Source organism: Neorhizobium sp. LMR1-1-1.1 (assembly GCF_040675795.1).
Taxonomy (GTDB): domain Bacteria; phylum Pseudomonadota; class Alphaproteobacteria; order Rhizobiales; family Rhizobiaceae; genus Neorhizobium; species Neorhizobium cellulosilyticum.
Map to the genome: position 1 here is coordinate 133,438 of NZ_JBEGHE010000047.1, position 19,729 is coordinate 153,166.

The 19,729-nt window shown below is 59.9% G+C and carries 18 protein-coding genes and 1 riboswitch; of the genes, 7 read left to right on the plus strand and 11 right to left on the minus strand.

Features of this window, described 5'->3' with window-relative positions; translation table 11 throughout:
- Positions 1-9: 9 nt before the first annotated feature.
- The 6 genes from fabG to gmk all read left to right on the plus strand — a co-directional run bounded on the left by fabG (position 10) and on the right by gmk (position 5,652).
- Entirely contained in the window at positions 10-747 is a 738-nt protein-coding gene (gene fabG, locus MRBLMR1_RS23900) for a 3-oxoacyl-[acyl-carrier-protein] reductase (protein ID WP_148145404.1), read from the plus strand.
- Positions 748-1,033: 286 nt separating this feature from the next.
- Complete coding sequence (locus MRBLMR1_RS23905; RefSeq protein ID WP_003502080.1) at positions 1,034-1,270, plus strand: acyl carrier protein; 237 nt, start codon at positions 1,034-1,036, stop codon at positions 1,268-1,270.
- Between the two features lie 117 nt (positions 1,271-1,387).
- On the plus strand, positions 1,388-2,650 hold the full coding sequence (gene fabF / locus MRBLMR1_RS23910; RefSeq protein ID WP_500066642.1) for a beta-ketoacyl-ACP synthase II: 1,263 nt from the start codon (positions 1,388-1,390) through the stop codon (positions 2,648-2,650).
- Between the two features lie 127 nt (positions 2,651-2,777).
- Complete coding sequence (gene mltG, locus MRBLMR1_RS23915) at positions 2,778-4,034, plus strand: endolytic transglycosylase MltG (protein WP_500066643.1); 1,257 nt, start codon at positions 2,778-2,780, stop codon at positions 4,032-4,034.
- Positions 4,035-4,086: 52 nt separating this feature from the next.
- Entirely contained in the window at positions 4,087-4,974 is an 888-nt protein-coding gene (locus MRBLMR1_RS23920) for a YicC/YloC family endoribonuclease (RefSeq protein WP_206826409.1), read from the plus strand.
- 3 nt (positions 4,975-4,977) lie between these two features.
- On the plus strand, positions 4,978-5,652 hold the full coding sequence (gene gmk, locus MRBLMR1_RS23925) for a guanylate kinase (protein WP_183827318.1): 675 nt from the start codon (positions 4,978-4,980) through the stop codon (positions 5,650-5,652).
- On the opposite strand, the gene MRBLMR1_RS23930 is transcribed toward gmk, so the two are convergent.
- The 5 genes from MRBLMR1_RS23930 to MRBLMR1_RS23950 form a co-directional block, all read right to left on the minus strand.
- Complete coding sequence (locus MRBLMR1_RS23930) at positions 5,653-6,432, minus strand: class I SAM-dependent methyltransferase (protein ID WP_500066644.1); 780 nt, start codon at positions 6,430-6,432, stop codon at positions 5,653-5,655.
- Positions 6,433-6,441: 9 nt separating this feature from the next.
- Positions 6,442-7,203, minus strand: coding sequence for an ABC transporter ATP-binding protein (locus tag MRBLMR1_RS23935; RefSeq protein WP_500066914.1), 762 nt, complete (start codon positions 7,201-7,203; stop codon positions 6,442-6,444).
- A gap of 8 nt (positions 7,204-7,211) precedes the next feature.
- Entirely contained in the window at positions 7,212-8,165 is a 954-nt protein-coding gene (locus tag MRBLMR1_RS23940) for a FecCD family ABC transporter permease (protein ID WP_500066915.1), read from the minus strand.
- Positions 8,166-8,239: 74 nt separating this feature from the next.
- Entirely contained in the window at positions 8,240-9,241 is a 1,002-nt protein-coding gene (locus MRBLMR1_RS23945; protein ID WP_500066645.1) for an ABC transporter substrate-binding protein, read from the minus strand.
- A gap of 78 nt (positions 9,242-9,319) precedes the next feature.
- Positions 9,320-10,339, minus strand: coding sequence for an ABC transporter substrate-binding protein (locus MRBLMR1_RS23950; protein WP_500066646.1), 1,020 nt, complete (start codon positions 10,337-10,339; stop codon positions 9,320-9,322).
- A 146-nt stretch (positions 10,340-10,485) separates the two neighbouring features.
- A riboswitch (cobalamin riboswitch) is annotated at positions 10,486-10,682 on the minus strand.
- Positions 10,683-10,809: 127 nt separating this feature from the next.
- Here MRBLMR1_RS23950 and zigA point away from each other — a divergent pair.
- Positions 10,810-12,015: a zinc metallochaperone GTPase ZigA gene (gene zigA / locus MRBLMR1_RS23955; protein ID WP_500066647.1), complete on the plus strand. Its 1,206-nt coding sequence runs from the start codon at positions 10,810-10,812 to the stop codon at positions 12,013-12,015.
- Positions 12,016-12,050: 35 nt separating this feature from the next.
- On the opposite strand, the gene rsmA is transcribed toward zigA, so the two are convergent.
- The 6 genes from rsmA to MRBLMR1_RS23985 form a co-directional block, all read right to left on the minus strand.
- Positions 12,051-12,896: a 16S rRNA (adenine(1518)-N(6)/adenine(1519)-N(6))-dimethyltransferase RsmA gene (gene rsmA, locus MRBLMR1_RS23960; protein WP_500066648.1), complete on the minus strand. Its 846-nt coding sequence runs from the start codon at positions 12,894-12,896 to the stop codon at positions 12,051-12,053.
- On the minus strand, positions 12,896-13,936 hold the full coding sequence (gene pdxA, locus MRBLMR1_RS23965) for a 4-hydroxythreonine-4-phosphate dehydrogenase PdxA (protein WP_500066650.1): 1,041 nt from the start codon (positions 13,934-13,936) through the stop codon (positions 12,896-12,898). The genes rsmA and pdxA overlap by 1 nt, the downstream gene beginning before the upstream one ends.
- 22 nt (positions 13,937-13,958) lie before the next feature.
- Positions 13,959-14,891 carry a SurA N-terminal domain-containing protein gene (locus MRBLMR1_RS23970; RefSeq protein WP_394353680.1) on the minus strand — a complete coding sequence of 311 codons (933 nt, stop codon included), beginning with the start codon at positions 14,889-14,891 and terminating at the stop codon, positions 13,959-13,961.
- Positions 14,892-15,031: 140 nt separating this feature from the next.
- Entirely contained in the window at positions 15,032-17,365 is a 2,334-nt protein-coding gene (locus MRBLMR1_RS23975; protein WP_500066651.1) for an LPS-assembly protein LptD, read from the minus strand.
- Positions 17,365-18,453 carry an LPS export ABC transporter permease LptG gene (gene lptG, locus MRBLMR1_RS23980; protein WP_148145391.1) on the minus strand — a complete coding sequence of 363 codons (1,089 nt, stop codon included), beginning with the start codon at positions 18,451-18,453 and terminating at the stop codon, positions 17,365-17,367. The genes MRBLMR1_RS23975 and lptG overlap by 1 nt, the downstream gene beginning before the upstream one ends.
- Positions 18,450-19,628 carry an LptF/LptG family permease gene (locus MRBLMR1_RS23985; RefSeq protein ID WP_500066652.1) on the minus strand — a complete coding sequence of 393 codons (1,179 nt, stop codon included), beginning with the start codon at positions 19,626-19,628 and terminating at the stop codon, positions 18,450-18,452. Before MRBLMR1_RS23985 ends, lptG begins: the two co-directional genes overlap by 4 nt.
- Between the last annotated feature and the right edge of the window lie 101 nt (positions 19,629-19,729).

A 19,729-nucleotide genomic window follows, 5' to 3' on the forward strand; every position in this document is an offset into this window, starting at 1 on the left:
GATTTCGATATGTTTGATCTGACCGGCCGCAAGGCACTCGTCACCGGCGCTACCGGTGGCCTCGGCGAAGAGATCGCTCGCCTTCTCCATAAACAGGGCGCTGTCGTCGGCCTCCACGGTACCCGCGTCGAAAAGCTTGAGGCACTGGCCGCAGAACTCGGCGACCGCGTCCATATCTTCCCGGCCAACCTCTCCGATCGTGCCGAGGTCAAGGCGCTCGGCGAGAAGGCTGAGGAAGTTCTCGGCGGCGTCGATATTCTCGTCAACAATGCCGGCATCACCAAGGATGGCCTGTTCGTGCGCATGTCGGACGAGGACTGGGATGCGGTCCTGGAAGTCAACCTCACCTCGGTTTTCCGCCTGACGCGCGAGCTGACCCATCCGATGATGCGTCGCCGCCACGGCCGCATCATCAACATCACGTCGATCGTTGGCGTCACCGGCAATCCTGGCCAGACCAACTACTGTGCGTCTAAGGCCGGCATGATCGGCTTCTCCAAGTCGCTCGCCCAGGAAATCGCCACCCGTAACGTCACGGTCAACTGCGTGGCTCCAGGCTTCATCGAAAGCGCCATGACCGGCAAGCTGAACGACAAGCAGAAGGAAGCCATCATGGGCGCGATCCCGATGAAGCGCATGGGCGCCGGATCGGACATCGCAGCGGCGGTTCTCTATCTCGCTTCGGACGAGGCAGGCTACGTCACCGGCCAGACGCTTCACGTCAATGGTGGCATGGCAATGATCTGATTGCCGGGCTTTGTTCGTAAAACCAGTGGAGAACAAGGGTTCTGCGCTGTGGGAGGGAACAAATTCTGGCTTTTCGGAACAGTCAAACCGTGTTAATCGGGCCATGACTGTGAAAAGTCACCCTGAAATTCAGGTCGTCATATTGCGTGAGCAATGATGCACGGAACCGGAAAAGGGGTGGCGGGGTTTGCCGGCATCGGCACCCGATAAGGTGCAGTTGAAGGTTTAACAGGACGAGGATGCCTCAATGGGTATCCGGTGAAAGATAAAGGTCGAGGAAACCGACATGAGCGATATCGCAGAACGCGTTAAGAAAATTGTTATTGATCATCTCGGCGTTGATGCCGACAAGGTTGTTGAAGGCGCAAGCTTCATCGACGATCTGGGTGCGGATTCGCTCGACACCGTCGAACTGGTCATGGCGTTCGAAGAAGAGTTCGGCGTTGAAATCCCGGACGACGCTGCTGACTCGATCCTGACCGTCGGTGACGCGGTCAAGTTCATCGAGAAGGCACAGGCCTAATCGACGACATATCTGGGACGATTGCCCGCGTTTTGCGGGCATCGATCTCACATGACGGCCCGCTAGTTCGGGCCGTTTCAGCAAATTGATCATGAAATACGGGGTGGGTTGTTGGCGATGAGGCGTGTCGTTATCACCGGTACCGGCATGGTATCACCGCTTGGATGCGGAACGGAAGTTACCTGGCAGCGCATTCTCGCCAGCCAGAGCGGTGCGAGACTGGTCACCGAATTCGAAGTTGACGATCTGCCGGCAAAGATTGCCTGCCGCATTCCGGTCGGCGACGGTTCCGACGGCACATTCAATGCCGATCAATGGATGGAGCCGAAAGAACAGCGCAAGGTCGATCCCTATATTCTTTACGGCATGGCTGCCGCCGATATGGCGCTGGAAGATGCCGGCTGGCATCCTCAGACGGATGAAGACCAGATCATGACCGGCGTGATGATCGGCTCGGGCATTGGCGGTCTCGAAGGTATTGTCGAGGCGGGTTATACGCTCCGCGACAAAGGACCGCGCCGTATCTCTCCTTTCTTCATTCCCGGCCGCCTGATCAACCTTGTCTCCGGACAGGTTTCGATCAAGCACAAGCTTCGCGGCCCCAACCATGCCGTCGTCACCGCTTGTTCCACCGGTGCCCACGCGATTGGTGATGCCGCAAGGCTGATCATTTTCGGCGACGCCGACGTGATGGTCGCCGGTGGCGCGGAATCTCCGGTCAGCCGTATCGGTCTCGCAGGTTTTGCCGCCTGCAAGGCGCTGTCGACCCAGCACAACGACAATCCGGAAAAAGCATCGCGCCCCTATGACCGCGACCGCGACGGTTTCGTCATGGGCGAAGGCGCCGGTGTTGTGGTTCTCGAAGAACTCGAACATGCCAAGGCCCGCGGCGCCAAGATCTATGCCGAGGTTGTCGGCTACGGTCTGTCGGGCGACGCCTATCACATCACCGCGCCGTCGGAAGATGGCGATGGCGCGTTCCGCTGCATGACCATGGCTCTGAAGCGTGCCGGCCTGTCTGCCTCCGATATCGACTACATCAACGCCCACGGCACATCGACCATGGCCGACACGATCGAACTCGGCGCTGTCGAGCGTCTGGTCGGCAATGCGGCTTCGAAGGTTTCCATGTCGTCGACCAAATCGGCGATCGGCCACCTTCTTGGTGCCGCCGGTGCCGTTGAAGCGATCTTCGCGACACTTGCGATCCGCGACAACATCGTGCCGCCGACACTCAATCTCGACAATCCGGACGTCGAGACCGCAATCGATCTCGTGCCGCATCAGGCCCGCAAGCGTGACGTCAACGTCGCGCTGTCGAACTCCTTCGGCTTCGGCGGCACCAATGCGTCGCTCGTTCTGAAGCGTTACGACGCGTAATTGTGATCGCCTCCATCGTCGGCTGGACATTACTGTCTAGCCGACATCATATTCTGAACCTGCTTTTTGCCGTATTGCTTGGCCAAACAGCGGGCAATGATTCCGATTAGTGCAAAGGGGGGTGCGGTTGAGCAATTCCGATAATGGTGGCGAGCTTCCGCCCAGCGGTGGCAATGCAGCCAACAACGGCAGCAGCCGCGGCCCGATCATTCCCAAATCACCGAACGAAGCCCTGAAGCCGGAACGCGTGCCGGATCCGCCGCGACGTTCAAAGAAAGCCCGCAGCCAGGTCATCATCTTCTTCAACTTCGTGATGACGATGATCGTGCTTGTGTGCCTCGCCGGTGCCGCGATTTTCTATTACGCGCTGTCCAGCTATCACAGCCCTGGCCCTCTTGCAGCCAATACCAGTTTCGTCGTGCGCGAAGGCGCAGGCATTGCCGAGATCGCCACAAGCCTGGAGCGCAACGAGATCATCGAGGATGCACGGGTCTTCCGTTACGTTACCTCGGTCAATCTCGGTTACGCCGGTTCGGCCGAAAATCGCCGTAGCCTCAAAGCCGGCGAATATGAGATCAAGGCCCATGCCACGATGCAGGAGATCGCCGATCTTTTGGAATCCGGCAAGTCAATCCTCTATTCGATCTCGATGCCGGAAGGCCTGACCGTCCGCCAGATGGCGCTCAGACTGAGAGAGGACACAATCCTGGAAGGCAATCTTCCTGCCGACCTGCCGGCGGAAGGCACGCTTCGCCCGGATACCTACAAATTCTCCCGCGGGACGAACCGTTCTGAAATCCTGTCGCAGATGCATGCTGCCCAGCAGAAGCTGATTGACCAGATCTGGGAGCGCCGCGACCCGGACCTGCCGATCAAGACGAAGGAAGAGTTCGTCGTCTTGGCCTCGATCGTCGAGCGCGAGACCGGCAAGGATGACGAGCGCGCCCACGTCGCCTCGGTCTTCTTCAACCGGCTGCAGAAAGGCATGCGCCTTCAGTCCGACCCGACGATCATCTACGGCATCTTCGGCGGTGATGGAAAACCATCCGATCGCCCGATCTACCGGTCCGACCTGCAGAAAGAGACGCCGTACAACACTTACAAGATCAAGGGCCTGCCGCCGACTCCGATTTCCAATCCGGGCCGTGCAGCACTCGAAGCCGTCGCCAACCCGTGGCGCACCAAGGATCTCTACTTCGTTGCCGACGGCACCGGCGGTCACGTCTTTGCGCCGACGCTCGAAGAGCATAATGCCAACGTCAAGCGCTGGCGCAGGATCGAGGCCGAGCGCAAGGCAGGCACCGCTGCTGCAGCAAACGCGGGGGAAGAGGTTGTCGACGGCCAGCCGGACGGCGCGGACGCCGAAAGGCCGACAGGCAATTGACCAGAATTTCTGCCACCGCGCCAAGCGGTGGCACGCTTATGGAGTAGATTGAATGACATTGCAGTCGATGACCGGTTTTGCCCGCAGCGAAGGTGTCAGCGGGCGTAGCCGCTTTGTCTGGGAGCTGCGATCGGTCAACGGCAAGGGGCTGGATGCACGTCTGCGCCTGCCGCCTGGGCTCGAGCGGCTGGAGCCGGACACCCGCCGCATGGTCGGTGAGGCGTTTTCCCGCGGCAATATCCAGGCGTCGCTTACGATCTCGGTGGACGAGACGCGCATGGAAGCGGTGGTCAACCGCGATGCACTGGCAGCCGTACTTGCGCTGCGCGAAGAACTGAAGGACGTCATCGATCCGTCGCCGCTGCGCCTCGATACGTTGATCTCGATCCGTGGCCTCGTCGATATCCGCGAGCAGGAGGATGGCGAGGATGCGCTTCTCGCCCGCGACGCGGCGATCCTGTCCGGCTTGACCACGGCGCTTGCGAACCTCAAGCGCATGCGCGAGACCGAAGGGGCGGCATTGCGCGCTGTCCTTGCAGCCCATGTGGCCCGTATCGCTGAACTGACCCATATCGTCGAGACCGATGCGTCGCGCTCGCCCGAAGAGATCGCCCGCCGCCTGAACCTCCAGCTCGACCAGATCATGCAGGACAAGGCGGCGCTCGATCGCGACCGGCTTTACGCCGAAGTGGCCCTGCTGGCGACCAAGGCGGACCTGCGCGAAGAGATCGACCGGCTGAAGGGCCATGTGGCCGCAGTCGGCGAGCTTCTGGAAAAAGGCGGGCCGATCGGCCGCAAGCTCGACTTCCTTGCACAGGAATTTAACCGGGAATCGAATACCATCTGTTCCAAATCCAATTCTGCTGCTGTAACGGCTGCAGGCATCGAACTGAAAGTCGTCATCGACCAGTTCCGCGAACAGGTCCAGAATCTGGAGTAAGAAATGAGCCCGGCCCCGACATCGTCAGACAAGGCAGATACGAAAATTGCCCGACGCGGGCTTATGCTCGTACTGTCGTCTCCCTCCGGTGCCGGAAAATCGACGATCGCTGGCAACCTGCTCAGAGACGATCATAGCCTGGAAATCTCGATCAGCGTCACGACTCGTGCGAAGCGTCCGAGCGAAATTGCCGGAAAGCACTATCACTTCATCACCATCCCGCAGTTCGAGCGCATGCGCGACAATGGCGAACTGCTGGAATGGGCCGAGGTGCACGGTAATTTCTATGGCACTCCGCGCGAGCCGGTCGAACAGGCGATGGCCGAGGGCCGTGACATGCTGTTCGATATCGACTGGCAGGGTGCGCTGCAGCTTCAGGAAAAGATGAAGGCCGACATTGTTTCGATCTTCGTCCTGCCGCCGACCATGACCGAACTTCAGTCGCGCCTGCATCGTCGCGCGGAGGACAGCGAAGAGGTGATCCGCACCAGGCTCCTGAATTCCCGCGCCGAGATCGAGCACTGGCGTGAATATGACTATGTCATCGTCAACGACGATCTCGATGAGGCGTTCGGCCACGTCAACTGTATCGTCAATGCCGAGCGCGTCCGCCGCGATCGCCGGCACGGCCTTTTCGACTTCGTCGCGACGCTGCTGACCGAAGAGCCGAAGCTCTAGTCAGAGCGGCTTTCGGCCGGATATCGCAAAACGGTGCTGCAGCGTCGAGGCAAGGCCTTTGCGCGACAGAAGCTTGATGCCGCGGCTGCGGCGAATGTCGGCGAGATCCGTCTCGATCTTCAGCTCGCCAAAACCTGCAGTCCTGAAAAGCTGCAGCGTATCGTCCGCCCTGATCCCGCCCTTGAAATGCACCTGGCCGACGATCCGTTCGTGATGCGCCCATTGTTCCGGCGTCAACAGGCTGTGGCCATCCTGCTGTTTGCCGAAAACGCGGTCGAGCACGGGTAGAAGCCTTTCCAGCCAGTGCTGGCGGACGAAATCGCCGTCGATGATCAGCAGGCGGCCGCCAGGTTTCAGGATGCGCAGCCAGTCGGAAAACGCCTTGTCGGGATTAGTGAGCGTCCAGACGAGATGTCGGGCAATGATGACTTCGTAGCTATCGTCCGGCTCCATCGTTTCTTCTGCATCGCGGGTCAGGAACCGGATCGCAGCATTCGCCTCGTCAGACTTGCGCCTTGCACGCGCCATCATCGGCTCGGCGAAGTCCAGTCCCGTCACCTTGAAGCCGAGGCCGTGAATCAGCATCGTCATCACGCCCGTGCCGCAGGCGAGATCGAGCGCTGCCCTGCCATCTCCGTCACCGAGATGACGGCGGATAAGCCGGCTCCAGGCATCGATCTCAGCATGTCTGGCGATCCCATGGCCCGGGCTGCTGTCGTAGGTTTCGGCGCGAAGGCTCCAGTAGTCGCGGATTTCGTCCTTGATCGCCCAGTTCTGCATGTACCTTGCCTACATCAGGAATTGAATATGGAGACGGCCGTGATGGGCGGAGGTGGAGACATGTGCCTCGACCCCGAAGACGTCGGCGATCATCTTCTCGGTGAGGATCTCCGCGGGTGGTCCGCAGGTGACGAGTTTACCCTCCGACAGCACGGCGATCCGATCGCAGAAGCGGGCGGCGAGGTTGAGATCGTGGATGGCCACCACCGTCGTCACCGAAAGATCCTCGACCAGCCGCAGGATGTCGATCTGGTGCTGGATGTCGAGATGATTGGTCGGCTCGTCGAGGATGAGGACCGAAGGCGACTGCGCCAGCGCCCGGGCAAGCTGCACCCGCTGCCGCTCGCCGCCCGAAAGCGTATGCCAGAACTGGTCGCGGCGGTCGGTGAGGCCGACACGGACGAGCGCATTCTCGACGATCTCGTCGTCGGCACCGGTCCAGGGGGAAAGCGCGGAGCGATGCGGTGTGCGTCCGAGCTTCACAACATCGAGCACGGTGACATTCGCCTCGGTCATCGAATGCTGTTCGACGACGGCGACACGACGGGCAAGCTCGCGTCGGCCGAAGCCGGAGATCTTGCGATTGTCGAGCATGACGTCGCCCTCGGCCGGGGCCCTGAGACCCGCCAGGAGACGGATGAGCGAGGATTTTCCCGAGCCGTTCGGGCCGATCAGCCCGAGGGTCTGGCCCGGTTCTACCGAGACAGAAACGCCATCGACGATGATCTTGCGGCCGGCAAGCCAGCGCACCGCATTGGCGGCGAGCATCAAGTGAGCGCTCATGCGACCCTCCTTGCCCGGTAGAGTATGACCGAGAAGAACGGCACGCCGACCAGCGCCGTGACGACGCCGATGGGAAGCACCTGCGGCGCGATGATAATGCGCGAGACGATATCGGCCACCACCATGAACAGCGCGCCGACAAGGGCGCAGGCGGGCAGGAGCCGCATATGTCCCGGCCCGACGATGAAGCGGGCGGCATGCGGGATGACCAGCCCGACGAAACCGATCGCGCCGACCATGCTCACCATCGTGGCGGTCATCAGCGCGGTGACGAGCAGCAACACGATGCGCACCCGCTGGACGGCGATGCCGAGAGAGCGGGCGGCATCCTCCCCGAAGGTGAAGGCGTCGAGCGCGCGGGAATGCCAGATGCAGACGACAAGCCCGATGCTGACGACCGACGCGGCAAGCGCCACATCCGGCCAGCGCACCCCGGCAAAGCTGCCGAGCAGCCAGAACATTACGCTGCGGGCCTGCTCGGCATTCGCCGATGTCGAGACGATGTAGGAGGTCAGCGCATTGAAGAGCTGCGAGGCCGCCACACCGGCAAGGATCGTCCTGTCCGCCGTCTGCCGTCCGCTGGCGAGCATCACGACAAAGGCGAAGGCGAGCAGTGCACCGGCAAAAGCCCCTGCCGACAGCGAGATCGCGCCGGCGCCGAAACCGAGCAGCATGACAGAGACGGCACCCGTCGAGGCGCCGGCGGATATGCCGAGCACATAGGGTTCAGCCAGCGGATTGCGTAAGAGCGACTGCAGGATCGCGCCGGAAAGCGCCAGGCCAGCGCCGCAGAAGGCGGCAACCAGCGAGCGCGACAGGCGATAATCCCAGATCACCGCTTCCTGGATACGCGGTACGGCAATCTCCGTGAGGCCGAGGCGGTTTGTGACTGCCGCGACCGTGGTTTTCATTGGAATGGTCATCTCGCCGATCGCCACCCCTGCCGTCATGGCGACGAGAAGGGCGGCAAGCACGAGGAGGACGCCGGCAGTGCCGGCGGCCCAGAGCCTGATGCGGGATGCAGTCACTTCAGCAATCCAAAGCTTTCGAGGGATGCGGCGACGGTTTCCAGACCCGTGATCGTGCGGATGGTCGGGTTCATCGCCTGGGCGTCCATCTCGACGATATGGCCCTTTTCGACCGCATCGAGTTTGCTGACGACCGGATCCGTGATGAGGAATTGTCTCTTGGCAACCGGATCATCGGCAGGTTGGTTGCGGCGGTCCATTGTGCCGATGACGATCACCGTCGGATCTTCGGCGGCAATCGCTTCCCAGCCGATCAGCGGCCATTCCTGCTCTGAGGTGACGATGTTCTTCGCCCCGAGCACCTGCGTGATGTAACCGGATGCGCCGTTCTTGCCGGCCACCCAGGCATCACCCGCCACTTCCGGCGAGGAGAACCAGTAGACGAGGCTGACATCCTTTGCCTTGTCGGCAACGCGCGCGCGCACCGCAGCTTCGCGGGCCTTGATCTCGGCGATCAGCTTTTCGCCACGATCAGCTACGTCGAACATGCGCGAGAGTTCGTCGATCTCCTGATAGAGCAGATCCATCGAGAACATCTTCTTGCGGGCGCCATCCGAAGCCGCGTTATCCGTCACCGCGCAATCGGTGGGGGACACGTAGCTCGGCACGCCAAGATCGGCAAACTGCTGGCGCGTGCCGACGCGGCCCTGCGGCCCGACCGAGGTCAGAAACTGCGCGGCGATGAAATCCGGTTCGCGTGCGACCACAGCCTCGAAATTCGGTGTGCTATTGGCGATGCGGTGGACCTTCTGGTTATCTGCCGCAAGTTCCGGCAGAACCGGCGATACCCAGATGGCGCTTCCGGCCATGCGGTCTGCGAGACCGAGCATCAGCAGGATTTCGGTACTGTTCTGGCCGAGGCCCACGGCTTTCTGTGGAGCCTTGTCGATGACGACGTTCGAACCGCAGTTCTCGATCGTCAGCGGGTAGGCGAATGCCGTGGAGGTGAGGGCGGTGAGGGGAAGCGCAACAAGAGCGGCGATCAGGCCGTATTTCATGTCCTGTCCTTTCGGATGACGGATGAGGTGCCGGAAAACACCGCCCGGCCGGATGGCGGGCGGTGCAGGCGGCGTGGCCTAGTTCGCAAGTCCGAAGGACTGGATGCCCTTGGCGAGCGTTTCGATCCCGTCGATCGTGCGGATCGTCGGGTTCATCGACTGCGCATCCATCATCACGAAATGCTTGTTCTTCACCGCATCGAGCTGGCTGACGACCGGGTCGCTTTCGAGGAAGGAAATCTTCACCGCCGGATCATCGGCGGCGTAACGACGGCGATCCATGGTGGCGATGACGATCACGGCAGGATTGGCCTCAGCGATCGTTTCCCAACCGACCAGCGGCCATTCCTCTTCGGTCGTCACGACATTCTTCGCGCCGAGCGTCTTGAGGATATAGGCCGGTGCGCTGTTCTTGCCGGCGATGAAGGCGTCGCCCTTGGTTTCCTTGCTGGAGAACCAGAAGACGATCGACAGGTTCTTTGCCTCCACACCCTTGATCGAGGCGACAGCGGCTGCTTCACGGGCTTTCAGTTCGGCAATCAACTTGTCGCCGCGATCCTGGATATCGAAGATTTCGGAAAGTTCGGCGATTTCCCGATAGATCAGGTCCATCGTGAACAGTTCCTTGCGCACGCCATCGCCGCCTTCAAGATTGGTCTTGGCGACGCAATCGGCCGGCGAGATATAGGTGTTGACGCCGATATCGGAAAACTGTTCGCGCTTGGCAACAGAGCCCATCGGCCCGACATGCCATTCGAACTCGGCAGCGACGAGATCCGGTTCAAGCCCGACGATGGATTCGAAGCTCGGATCGTTGTCGGCAAGCCGTTTGATCTTCGCATTCGCCTCGGCATAGTGCGGCAGCACAGGGCCGACCCAGACGGCCGTGCCGGCGACCTTGTCTGCAAGACCGAGCGAATAGAGAATTTCGGTCATGCCCTGACCGATGGAAACGATTTCGCCGGGTGCCTTGTCGAAGGTCACCTTCTGTCCGCAATTTTCAACCGTCAGCGGATAGCTGGTCGAGGCTGCGAATGCGGTTGCGGGAAGCGCTGCGGTGGAAACCGCAAACAGTGCGGCGATCAAGCCGAGTTTCATGTCCTGTCCTTTCGAAGGAAATGGCTTTGCCGGGATGAAAGGCAGGACGATGCGAGGCCGCTTCTGCGGTCCACATCAAAATGGCGGGCGACGGGGTCGCTTGCGTCATATCATTCTCCCTGCCGGAACACCTCGTCCGGTATTGGTTAGGCCCAAAGCTGACGGCAGGTCTCCTGACTCGCGGCTCGAGCGCCTTGCCGTCTCCTTCCCGGTCAAAAAACCAGTGGATGTGACGAAAGGCTCGCCGCTTACAGTTGCGAGGGCAGTCGCGGGCTCGGTCAAAAAGACCTCACCGCGTTCCCTTTTCATCTGCGAATGCAGAACCGTAGCGTGCCCTTGATAGGAGACACACCGGAGCTTGTCCAGTGAACTTGCGTGATGAGCCGCTTCCAACCCGATGGCTTGACAGCGTCCCGGTCACATGATGACGTAATAGTATAACGTAACAAAAGTCGCAATGGACATCTGCAATGAAAAACAGGCTCCCCGTCACCGTGCTCTCCGGCTTCCTTGGCGCCGGCAAGACGACCATGCTCAACCACATCCTCGCCAACCGGCAGGGAATGCGCGTGGCGCTGATCGTCAACGACATGAGCGAGGTGAATATCGACGCGGCTCTCGTGCGCGACGGCGGCGCCAATCTGTCGCGCACTGAGGAACAACTGGTGGAGATGACCAATGGCTGCATCTGCTGCACGCTGCGCGACGATCTCCTGAAGGAGGTGCGTGCGCTCGCCGAGCAGGGGCGGTTCGATTACCTGCTGATCGAATCGACCGGTATCGCCGAACCTCTGCCGGTCGCCGCCACCTTTGATTTTCGCGATGAGAACGGCCAGAGCCTTTCGGACATATCAAGACTGGACACGATGGTGACCGTCGTCGATGCCGCCAACCTGTTGAAGGACTATGGCTCAGGCGATTTCCTTGCCGATCGCGGCGAGACGGCAGGCGAGGGCGACAATCGCACCATTGTCGATCTTCTGGTCGAGCAGATCGAGTTCGCCGATGTCGTGGTGCTGAACAAGATCGGCACCGCCACCCCGGACGAACGCGACGCCGCGCGAAAAATCATCGTGGCGCTCAATCCTGATGCCAAGTTGATCGAGACGGATTTCGGCAGAGTGGACCTCAGGGATGTGTTGGGCACCGGCCGATTCGATATCGACAAGGCGGAACAGCACCCGCTCTGGTTCAAGGAACTGCACGGGTTCAGGGATCATGTGCCGGAGACGGAGGAATACGGCATCCGCTCCTTCGTCTACCGCGCCAGAAGGCCGTTCGATCCGGCCAGGTTCCAGCGCTTCATCGACAGGTCATGGCCGGGTGTCGTCCGTGCCAAGGGCTTCTTCTGGCTGGCGACACGTCCGCATTTCGTCGGCGAGATCAGCCAGGCGGGTGCGCTGGTTCGCACTGGTAGAACGGGACTCTGGTGGTCGGCGGTGCCGAAGGAACGCTGGCCGCAGACGCCGGAATTCGCCGAGATGATGAAGCCCTATCTGGATCCCGTCTGGGGTGACCGGCGGCAGGAGATCGTCTTCATCGGCGCTGATCCGATGGATGAGCAGAATATCCGGGCCGAGCTGGATAGCTGTCTGGTCGACGCCCCGGCATTCACCCCGGAACTCTGGACGAATTTACCCGATCCCTTCGCAAACTGGGAACGCAAGGCCTCGTGAACTGAGGCTGTGTTGATCGCCGTGGCCGACGCGCCTTAAAGCGCGTTGGCCAATGCAACGAATTCCTCGACGGAAAGCGTCTCTGCGCGGCGCTGGGGATCGATACCAACCTTGTTGAGCAGCGTCTCGCCGCCGACCGGCTTCAGGCTCTGGCGCAGCATTTTGCGGCGCTGGCCGAAGGCGGCGTGGGTGATGCGTTCCAGCTTGTTGGCATCGCAGGGCAGGGGCTTGGCCTTCGGTGTCAGATGCACAACGGTCGACGTCACCTTCGGCGGTGGTGAGAAGGCCTGCGGCGGCACGTCGAACACCATATGTGCATCCGTCCGCCAGCCGCAGATCACGCCGAGCCGGCCGTAGTGATCGTCTTCCTCGTCCGCAACGATGCGCAGGCCGACTTCCTTCTGGAACATCAGCGTCAGGCTTTCCCAGAAGGGCGGCCATTTTCCGTTTTCCGGCAACAGCCAGTTGAGGAGCAGTTGCGTGCCGACATTATAGGGCAGGTTGGCGATGATCTTCACCGGCCCGCCATCTGCCTTTTCTGCCGCAAGAGCCGCGAAATCGGTCTTCAGCGCATCGCCTTCGAGAACTTCGAGACGACCCGGATAGAAATCGGAGACCTCGGCAAGCACCGGAAGCGCCCGTGCATCGCGTTCCACCGCGATCACCTTCTTCGCGCCAAGCGCAAGAATGGAGCGAGTGAGTCCGCCCGGGCCGGGGCCGACCTCGAAGACCGTCACACCTTCGAGCGAACCCGCCGAGCGGGCGATCTTCTGGGTGAGGTTGAGGTCGAAGAGAAAATTCTGGCCAAGCGACTTTTTCGCATCCAGCCCATGGCGCTGGATGACGTCGCGAAGCGGCGGGAGTCCGTCAAGTGTTGCCATCAGACGGTTACGCCGAATGCGGGAGTTTTTGCCTGTGTATTCGTCGCCAGTTCGGCTGCGAGCTTCAGTGCTGCAACGAGGCTCGTCTCGCGCGCCACGCCTTGACCGGCAATGCCAAAGGCCGTGCCGTGGTCGGGGGACGTACGGATGAAGGGAAGGCCAAGCGTCACATTGACCGACGTGTCGAAGCCCAGCGCCTTCGCCGGGATCAGCGCCTGATCGTGATACATGCAGACCGCGACGTCATAACGTGAGCGTGCTTCGTCATGAAACATCGTATCCGCCGGCAGCGGCCCAAACACATGCAGACCCTCGTCACGCAATCTGACGATGGCAGGATGAATGATCTCCTGATCCTCAACACCAATCGCGCCATCTTCGCCCGCATGCGGATTGATGCCTGCAACGGCAATACGCGGCTTCGCGATGCCGAAACGGTTCTTCAAATCCTCATTGGTGACACGGCAGGTGTCTACGATAAGGTCTTCCGTCAGCGCAGTGGGTACATCCTTGAGCGGGATATGGATCGTCACGGGGATGGCACGCAGCTTCGGCCCGGCAAGCATCATCACGGGCAGATAGGACCGACTCGTTACCTTTTGCGCGAGGTCGGCGAGAAATTCCGTGTGACCCGGAAATTTGAAACCGGATTGATAGAGAACCGATTTCGCGATCGGGTTGGTGACGACTGCCGAGGCTCTGCCGGAAAAGCAAAGATCGACTGCGATCTCGATCGACGAAATTGTGCCGCGGGCGGTCGCCACATGCGGCTCGCCGGCGGCGACTTCGACGCCTGATGAAATGGGCAATACGGGGATGGCATGATCAAAGACCGATACCGCCGTTTCCGCAGTAGCCTCGCGGATCGATACATCGAGATCGAGCAAAGCAGCGCGAGACTTCAGAACCTCAGGATCGCCGATGAAAAGGAAAGGCGGCAGGCCGGTTTCCCGCCGCGCCGCCCATGCAGCCAAGGTAATGTCCGGGCCGATCCCTGCAGGATCGCCCTGGGTCAATGCAAGCGGGCGGTCGGGCGCCATGATAACTCCGGAATGCCTTGGGTCAGCGACGATCGATCTGCGCCTTGGAGCGCAACTCGTCGAGATATTTCTTGTCGTTCGGATTGGTGCCGCTCTTCTCGGATTTGCCAAGGTCTTCGGCACGGAACACGGCTTCCGCGGCAACGTCGTCGGAAACCTGACGCTGGTTGCAGATCGCAAGAAACTCGACGCCACGTTCGGTGATCTTGGTAGCGGTCGTCCCATTTGGAGACGCCTTTTCGATCAGCGGTTTCCAGTCATCCGGCAGGTTGGGTGTCATGACGCGGCCGAGGTCGCGAACGGATACGTCCATCATAGTTGCCGCAAAATCCTTTGCCTGATCGCAGCCCGGGAATTTCGACCGGGATGCTTCCGCTTCCGATTTGCGCTTGTTGATGATCGCATTGCGCTTTGCCGGCGGAACGACGAAGATGATCTGCTTCAGGAAGTATTCGGTGGTGACCGGCTTTTCCTTGCTCTCCATCATCCGGGTGACCAGCTCCTGGCTGGACATGCGGCTGCCGCCGCCGCCATAACGGGCGTTGAGCAGCCGTGGCCAGCTCATCTGCACGGCGATGAAATTCTTGAAATGCTGTGACGTCACGCCAGCCTGATCGAGGATCTTGCCCATCTGGTCAGGTGTCATTTTATTGCTGGCAGCAAACCGCGCGAAGGACGCATCGACATCGTCGGTGCTGACGGACATCTTGACGCGAGCGATCTCCTGACGCTTCAGCGTCTCGTCGATCAGCTGTTCACGCGCAGTATTGCTGTCGGCCTTCTGGCGCTGCAAACGAAGGAAAGCCACCCGACGTGCAACGTCGGCAGTGGTGATCGGCGTGCGGTTGACCACTGCGGCGACGCCGCTGGTCTGGGCCGCGGCCACGATGGGATCGATGACGAGCGAAGCCGCCAGTGCAGCCATGGCTATCGCCAGTCTGCGCGTTCCGATCACTCCAAACATCAGTCCACTCCTCTTGCGCTCGGACTTGTCATGCGACTTGCGGGTCGCCTTTTACTATAAGCGTGCCCGAATGCGCAATCGTTGCGGCAAAACCATGACGGCGCCATCAGAGCGCCGTCAATTCTGCGCGATCAATAACGGAAAGTCTGTTGTTTGTCGTAATCGCTCGTCGAACCGATATTCACGTCGCCGAGCGTTCTGAAGCTCAGGCGCGCGCCGATGCTCCAGTCGTTCGCCTTGCTCGAGTCTGTCTTCTCGGTATAGGCGATGGTGAAGATGGTGCACTCGTCGGCATAGCTGAAGCCCAGCCCACGGCGCGTGACTTCGTTGTCGTCCAGATCCCACGTCGCCTTGCCGGAAATCGACCAGTTCTCGTTGATCCGGAAGCTCATCGACTTTTCCAGGATATTGGTCGAGCTGGTGGAGCCATAGTCAGGCTGAGCCTCGACCTTGGTGTAGACGAGCTTTCCGGTCACGCGAGGCGTCTTGTAGTCGAAGCCGACATCGGTACGGCGGATATCAAACGTATCTTTGTCGAACCGGGTGTTCGTGGACAGACTGAAACCCTGCGGCAGGTCGATCGCCGCCATTGCGACAAAGTCCGACACGTCGTTTTCAAGACCGGAATTGGCGCCAGCATTGACTAGATCGGCGCTGGCGAAAGAATTTTCGCCGGCGAGCTGATAGGACTGGCCGAAAATGCCGCGCAGGCCCACACCGTTATCAAACGAGCCCGTATACCGGATGCCGACATTGGCACGTGTGCCGCCTTCGATCCGGTCATAACCGGAAAATTTGTCGCGTTCGAACAGACTTGTCGCGTCAAAGACGAAGCTCTGTGCATCTTCGTTCGGCAGGCCGCCCGCCATCTGCTCGTCGGGACGGGCATAAATCTGCGCTATCGGCTCGATGATATGGCTGCTGCTGCCGGCCGTGATCAGGAACGGATAGCGAGCTTCAAGACCTGCGGTCGCCATGTAACGCCCGCTCGGATCGTCTTCCAGTGAACCGGAATAGAAGGCGCCGGCGCTGGATGAGGTGCTACGCAAACCGTCGCCGCGCAATGCCAGTAACGGCGTCAGCTGCAGTCCCTGATCCGTAGTGATTGTGCGCTTCCATTCAGCTTCGGTCGTGAAGCGGGTATAGCTGCCTTCAAGGCCAGGGAAGCGATAGCTATCGACCCCTTCAAGGTAACTATCCTCGGCGCGCCGGGAAAGGTTCGTCAGATTGGCATTGATCGACAGCTGGCCGCCGAAAACGGGTTCCGGTGCGAACCAGCTATAGTCCAGAACCGGATAAACTATTGCCTGCTGACGCTCCAGCAAGCTGGTCTTCGCATCGTCCTGCTCATCGAAGTAATAGCCATGCAGGTCGAAATAGTTCCGCGTGCCAAGACCGGTCAGGTACACGTCATTGGTGAACGTTTCCTGGTCGAAGCCTTCAAGGTTATATGTACGCGAAAAATTGTTGTCGCTCTGCACCATGACGTCCCAACCGAACGTCCAGCGCGGATTGATGTGGAACTCACCCTTGGAGGCGCCCATCACTCGGGTATCGGCATCCCTGTCGGCTGTGCCGAGGTCAAACGAACCGGGATCCTGCTGGTTGATACCGGCGAATCGGAAGGTGTGCTCGCCTGTTTCGAACTTGTTGCGGATCTCACCTTCGACGAGCAGGCCCTGATTGCTGTAATAGGTCGGTGTCAGCGTGGCATCCATGCTTGGCGAGAAGACATGGTAATATGGGACGCTTATCCCGAAGCCGAGATTATCGTCGGCGCTGAACCGCGGGAACAGCAGGCCTGACTTACGCTCGACGGTTTCGTCGGGAACGGTGATCGGGAACGGCAGCCGACCGAGCGACATGCCGAACAACTCGAACTGGGCGTTTTCCAGCCGGATCGTGTGGGTCTGGCCGTTGCGAATCACACGCTGCGCTTTGACCTGCCACAACGGGGCTTTGCCTGGCGTCTGGGCGCAGGGAAGGCATGCTGTATAGACGGTATTGTTGAGTACCATCACGTCGCCGCTTTGCCGCTCGGCGCTTTCCGCTGCAAGGCGCGTATTATCGGTGGTCTCGACACGCAGGGAATTCAGGAAACCCTGACCGAAATCGTCGGTAACATCCAACTCTTCGGCATAGACGCGCGTTCCGCCCGGCTCGATGAGCTCGATATTGCCGGACGCCATGACGCGTCCGCTCTTCTGGTCATATTCGACCCGCTGGGCGACCATGCGGTAACGATTGTAATAAATCTGCACACCGCCGCGGGCGGTGACGCGTTGAGCATCCTGATTATAGGTGAGCTCGTTGGCACGCAGAAGCATCTTCGCGTCGTCCGATTGGACAGGCACGAGACCTTGCGCATGCACGACATTCGTCGTGAAGCCACATACGAACGCAGACACACCTGTCAGCAGAGCGGCGGCAAGCCGTCTTATATTTCTGCGGTTACTGACCGCCACTAGCCGTCCTCCTGATGAAGCAAGATCGTAGCCCCCAATGCCGTTGCGACGATGACTGGTATCCAGACCGCCACTGACGGAGGAATCGCTCCGCTGCTTCCGAACGCTTTTACAAGCACGCTGACGACATAAAGCACGAAGCCGGAAACTATGCCACCCAGAATCATGGATCGGGACTGGGCGAAGCGACTGAATTTTAACGAAACTGTTGCAGCAATGAGAGTCATGGCCACAAGCAGGATGGGCAGCGACAGAAGCGAGTGGAATTGGGTTTCCAGCGCCTTGGTTGAGATGCCGAATGATCGGCTGATTTCGATCTTTCGGGAAAGATCAAGGAATGCAACGTTTTCAGGCTGCTCAAGGCTCTCCTGAAGGTATTCCTGTTTCAGGTTGGTACGAACCTGTTCCGTCGCCTTGCGCGATGGAATCTCGCCGGGGCGATTCTCCAGGACATCGGTAAGAAGCCAGTAACCATTTTCGAGTTTTGCTGTGCGCGCGTCCTGCCGCATGATCACCGCGCCACCCTTGTCGAAGTGGAAAACCACCACATCGATGAGTTCTGCGCCCTGATCCTTGTAGCTCTTGGCGCCGATGATGACATCCTCATCGTCGCTGATTTGGCGAATCCATGGCACGAACTTACTGGCCTTGGCGCGATTGCTCGCCTGCCGCCAGCTGGCTTCCATGGAAACCGATTCGCGTTGACCCCAAGCACCGACTGGATTGATGACCAGGATCGTGAACAGGCCGAGCAGGAAGGAGCCGACAATGAACGGGAAGATGAACTGCCAGACGGAAATACCGGCTGCTCGCGTGACTACCAGTTCGTAGCGGCGGTTCAGCGCGATCAGCACGGTCATGCCAATGAAGAGGCTGAGTGTCGGTATCGTCTGCTGCAGGATGAGCGGCAGGCGCATGAGCGTAATGCCCAAGGCGCCGAGAACACTGTACTCGGCAAGGCCCGAAAGCTTGCGCGTCGTCTCGCTGAAATCGGCGAGCATGATGATCGCACTCACCCCCAGAAGGAACCAGAAGGTGGTCACGACATACCGCTGGAAGAAATATCGACCAAGCGTGGAGAAGATCATGATGCACCTCCACCGGAATTGGACGATATCTTCAGGCGACGCATCAGCATGCTGTTCATGCGCCCGATGTTTCGGGTGATGGTGCGCGGCATTTGGAGCTGCCGGTTGGTTGCCAGCATATAGGAAGAAATCGCGATCGTGACGAGCGGGATCGCATAAACGAGCGGCATGTAAGACGGGCTGCGCTCCACTAAGTTCGTCGCCGAAAAGCCGAGCCAGCGCAGGCCGAAGGCAACGATCAGCGCATATATCATCGGATGAACGCGCGCCTGCCGATGCGAACGGCTACTGCCGGCGACGACCAGCGAGACCAAGGCAAAGGCAATTGGATAAAGCCAGTCGGAAAGCCTGCGATGAAGCTCGGAGTAGAACTTGCTGGGTGATCGCTGATAGGCAGGATCATTCGGGTCGGGATTAAGCAGGAAGCCGAGGCCACGGTCGCCCGAAGACATAGGCAAGGCTTCGCCGTCCGACTTTGTCATGGCCGAGAGATCGAAGGCATAGGAATCGAAGCGGACGATAGAGATGCGGCCATCAGGCGATTTGCGGTGGACCTCGCCATCGCGCATCGTCAGCGACGTGCCACCTGGATCGACAGAGCCTTCCTTCGCATAATAGATGAGATCGAAATTCGGGTCGCGATAATCGACGACGAACAGTCCCTTCAGCAGACGGCCCGAATGCCGTTCGGAAATCTGCACATAGAGACCGTCTTCGATACTGCGGAACGTCTTTTCCTCAATGACCGAAGAAAGAAGGTCGGCATAGGCGGCGGCAATCATCGTGCGCACGCCCGTCCGTGATGCCGGCTCGAGGAAATTCGTTACCGAGAAGGATACGATGCTGAGTGCGACAGCCAGCCCGATGACCGGCTTGTAGATAATGCTGCGGCTGGCGCCTGCCGCGTCGATGACCGGAAGTTCCGAGTCGTTGTTCATCGCCGTCAGCGTCTGGGTGATGCCGATGACGAAGGCGAACGGCATGACGACCGGCAGGATCGTCGGCAGGATATAGCTGGCAAGCAGCATGAACGAGCCCATCGACTGGCCCGTGTCCGTGACCAGATTGATACGCCCCAGCACCTGAATGGTCCAGATGATCGTAAGCACTGGAATGAGTGCCACCAGGAACATCTGGAATATCCGGCGCAATATGTAAGTTTCGAGAAGCTTCATTCCCGTCCGACATTTTGCTGCTCCGCCATCCCATGATGACGCTGAGCCTATCTATGTGATCGATGAGGTCTTTGCGACAGATGCCACGTCACAAAAATGTT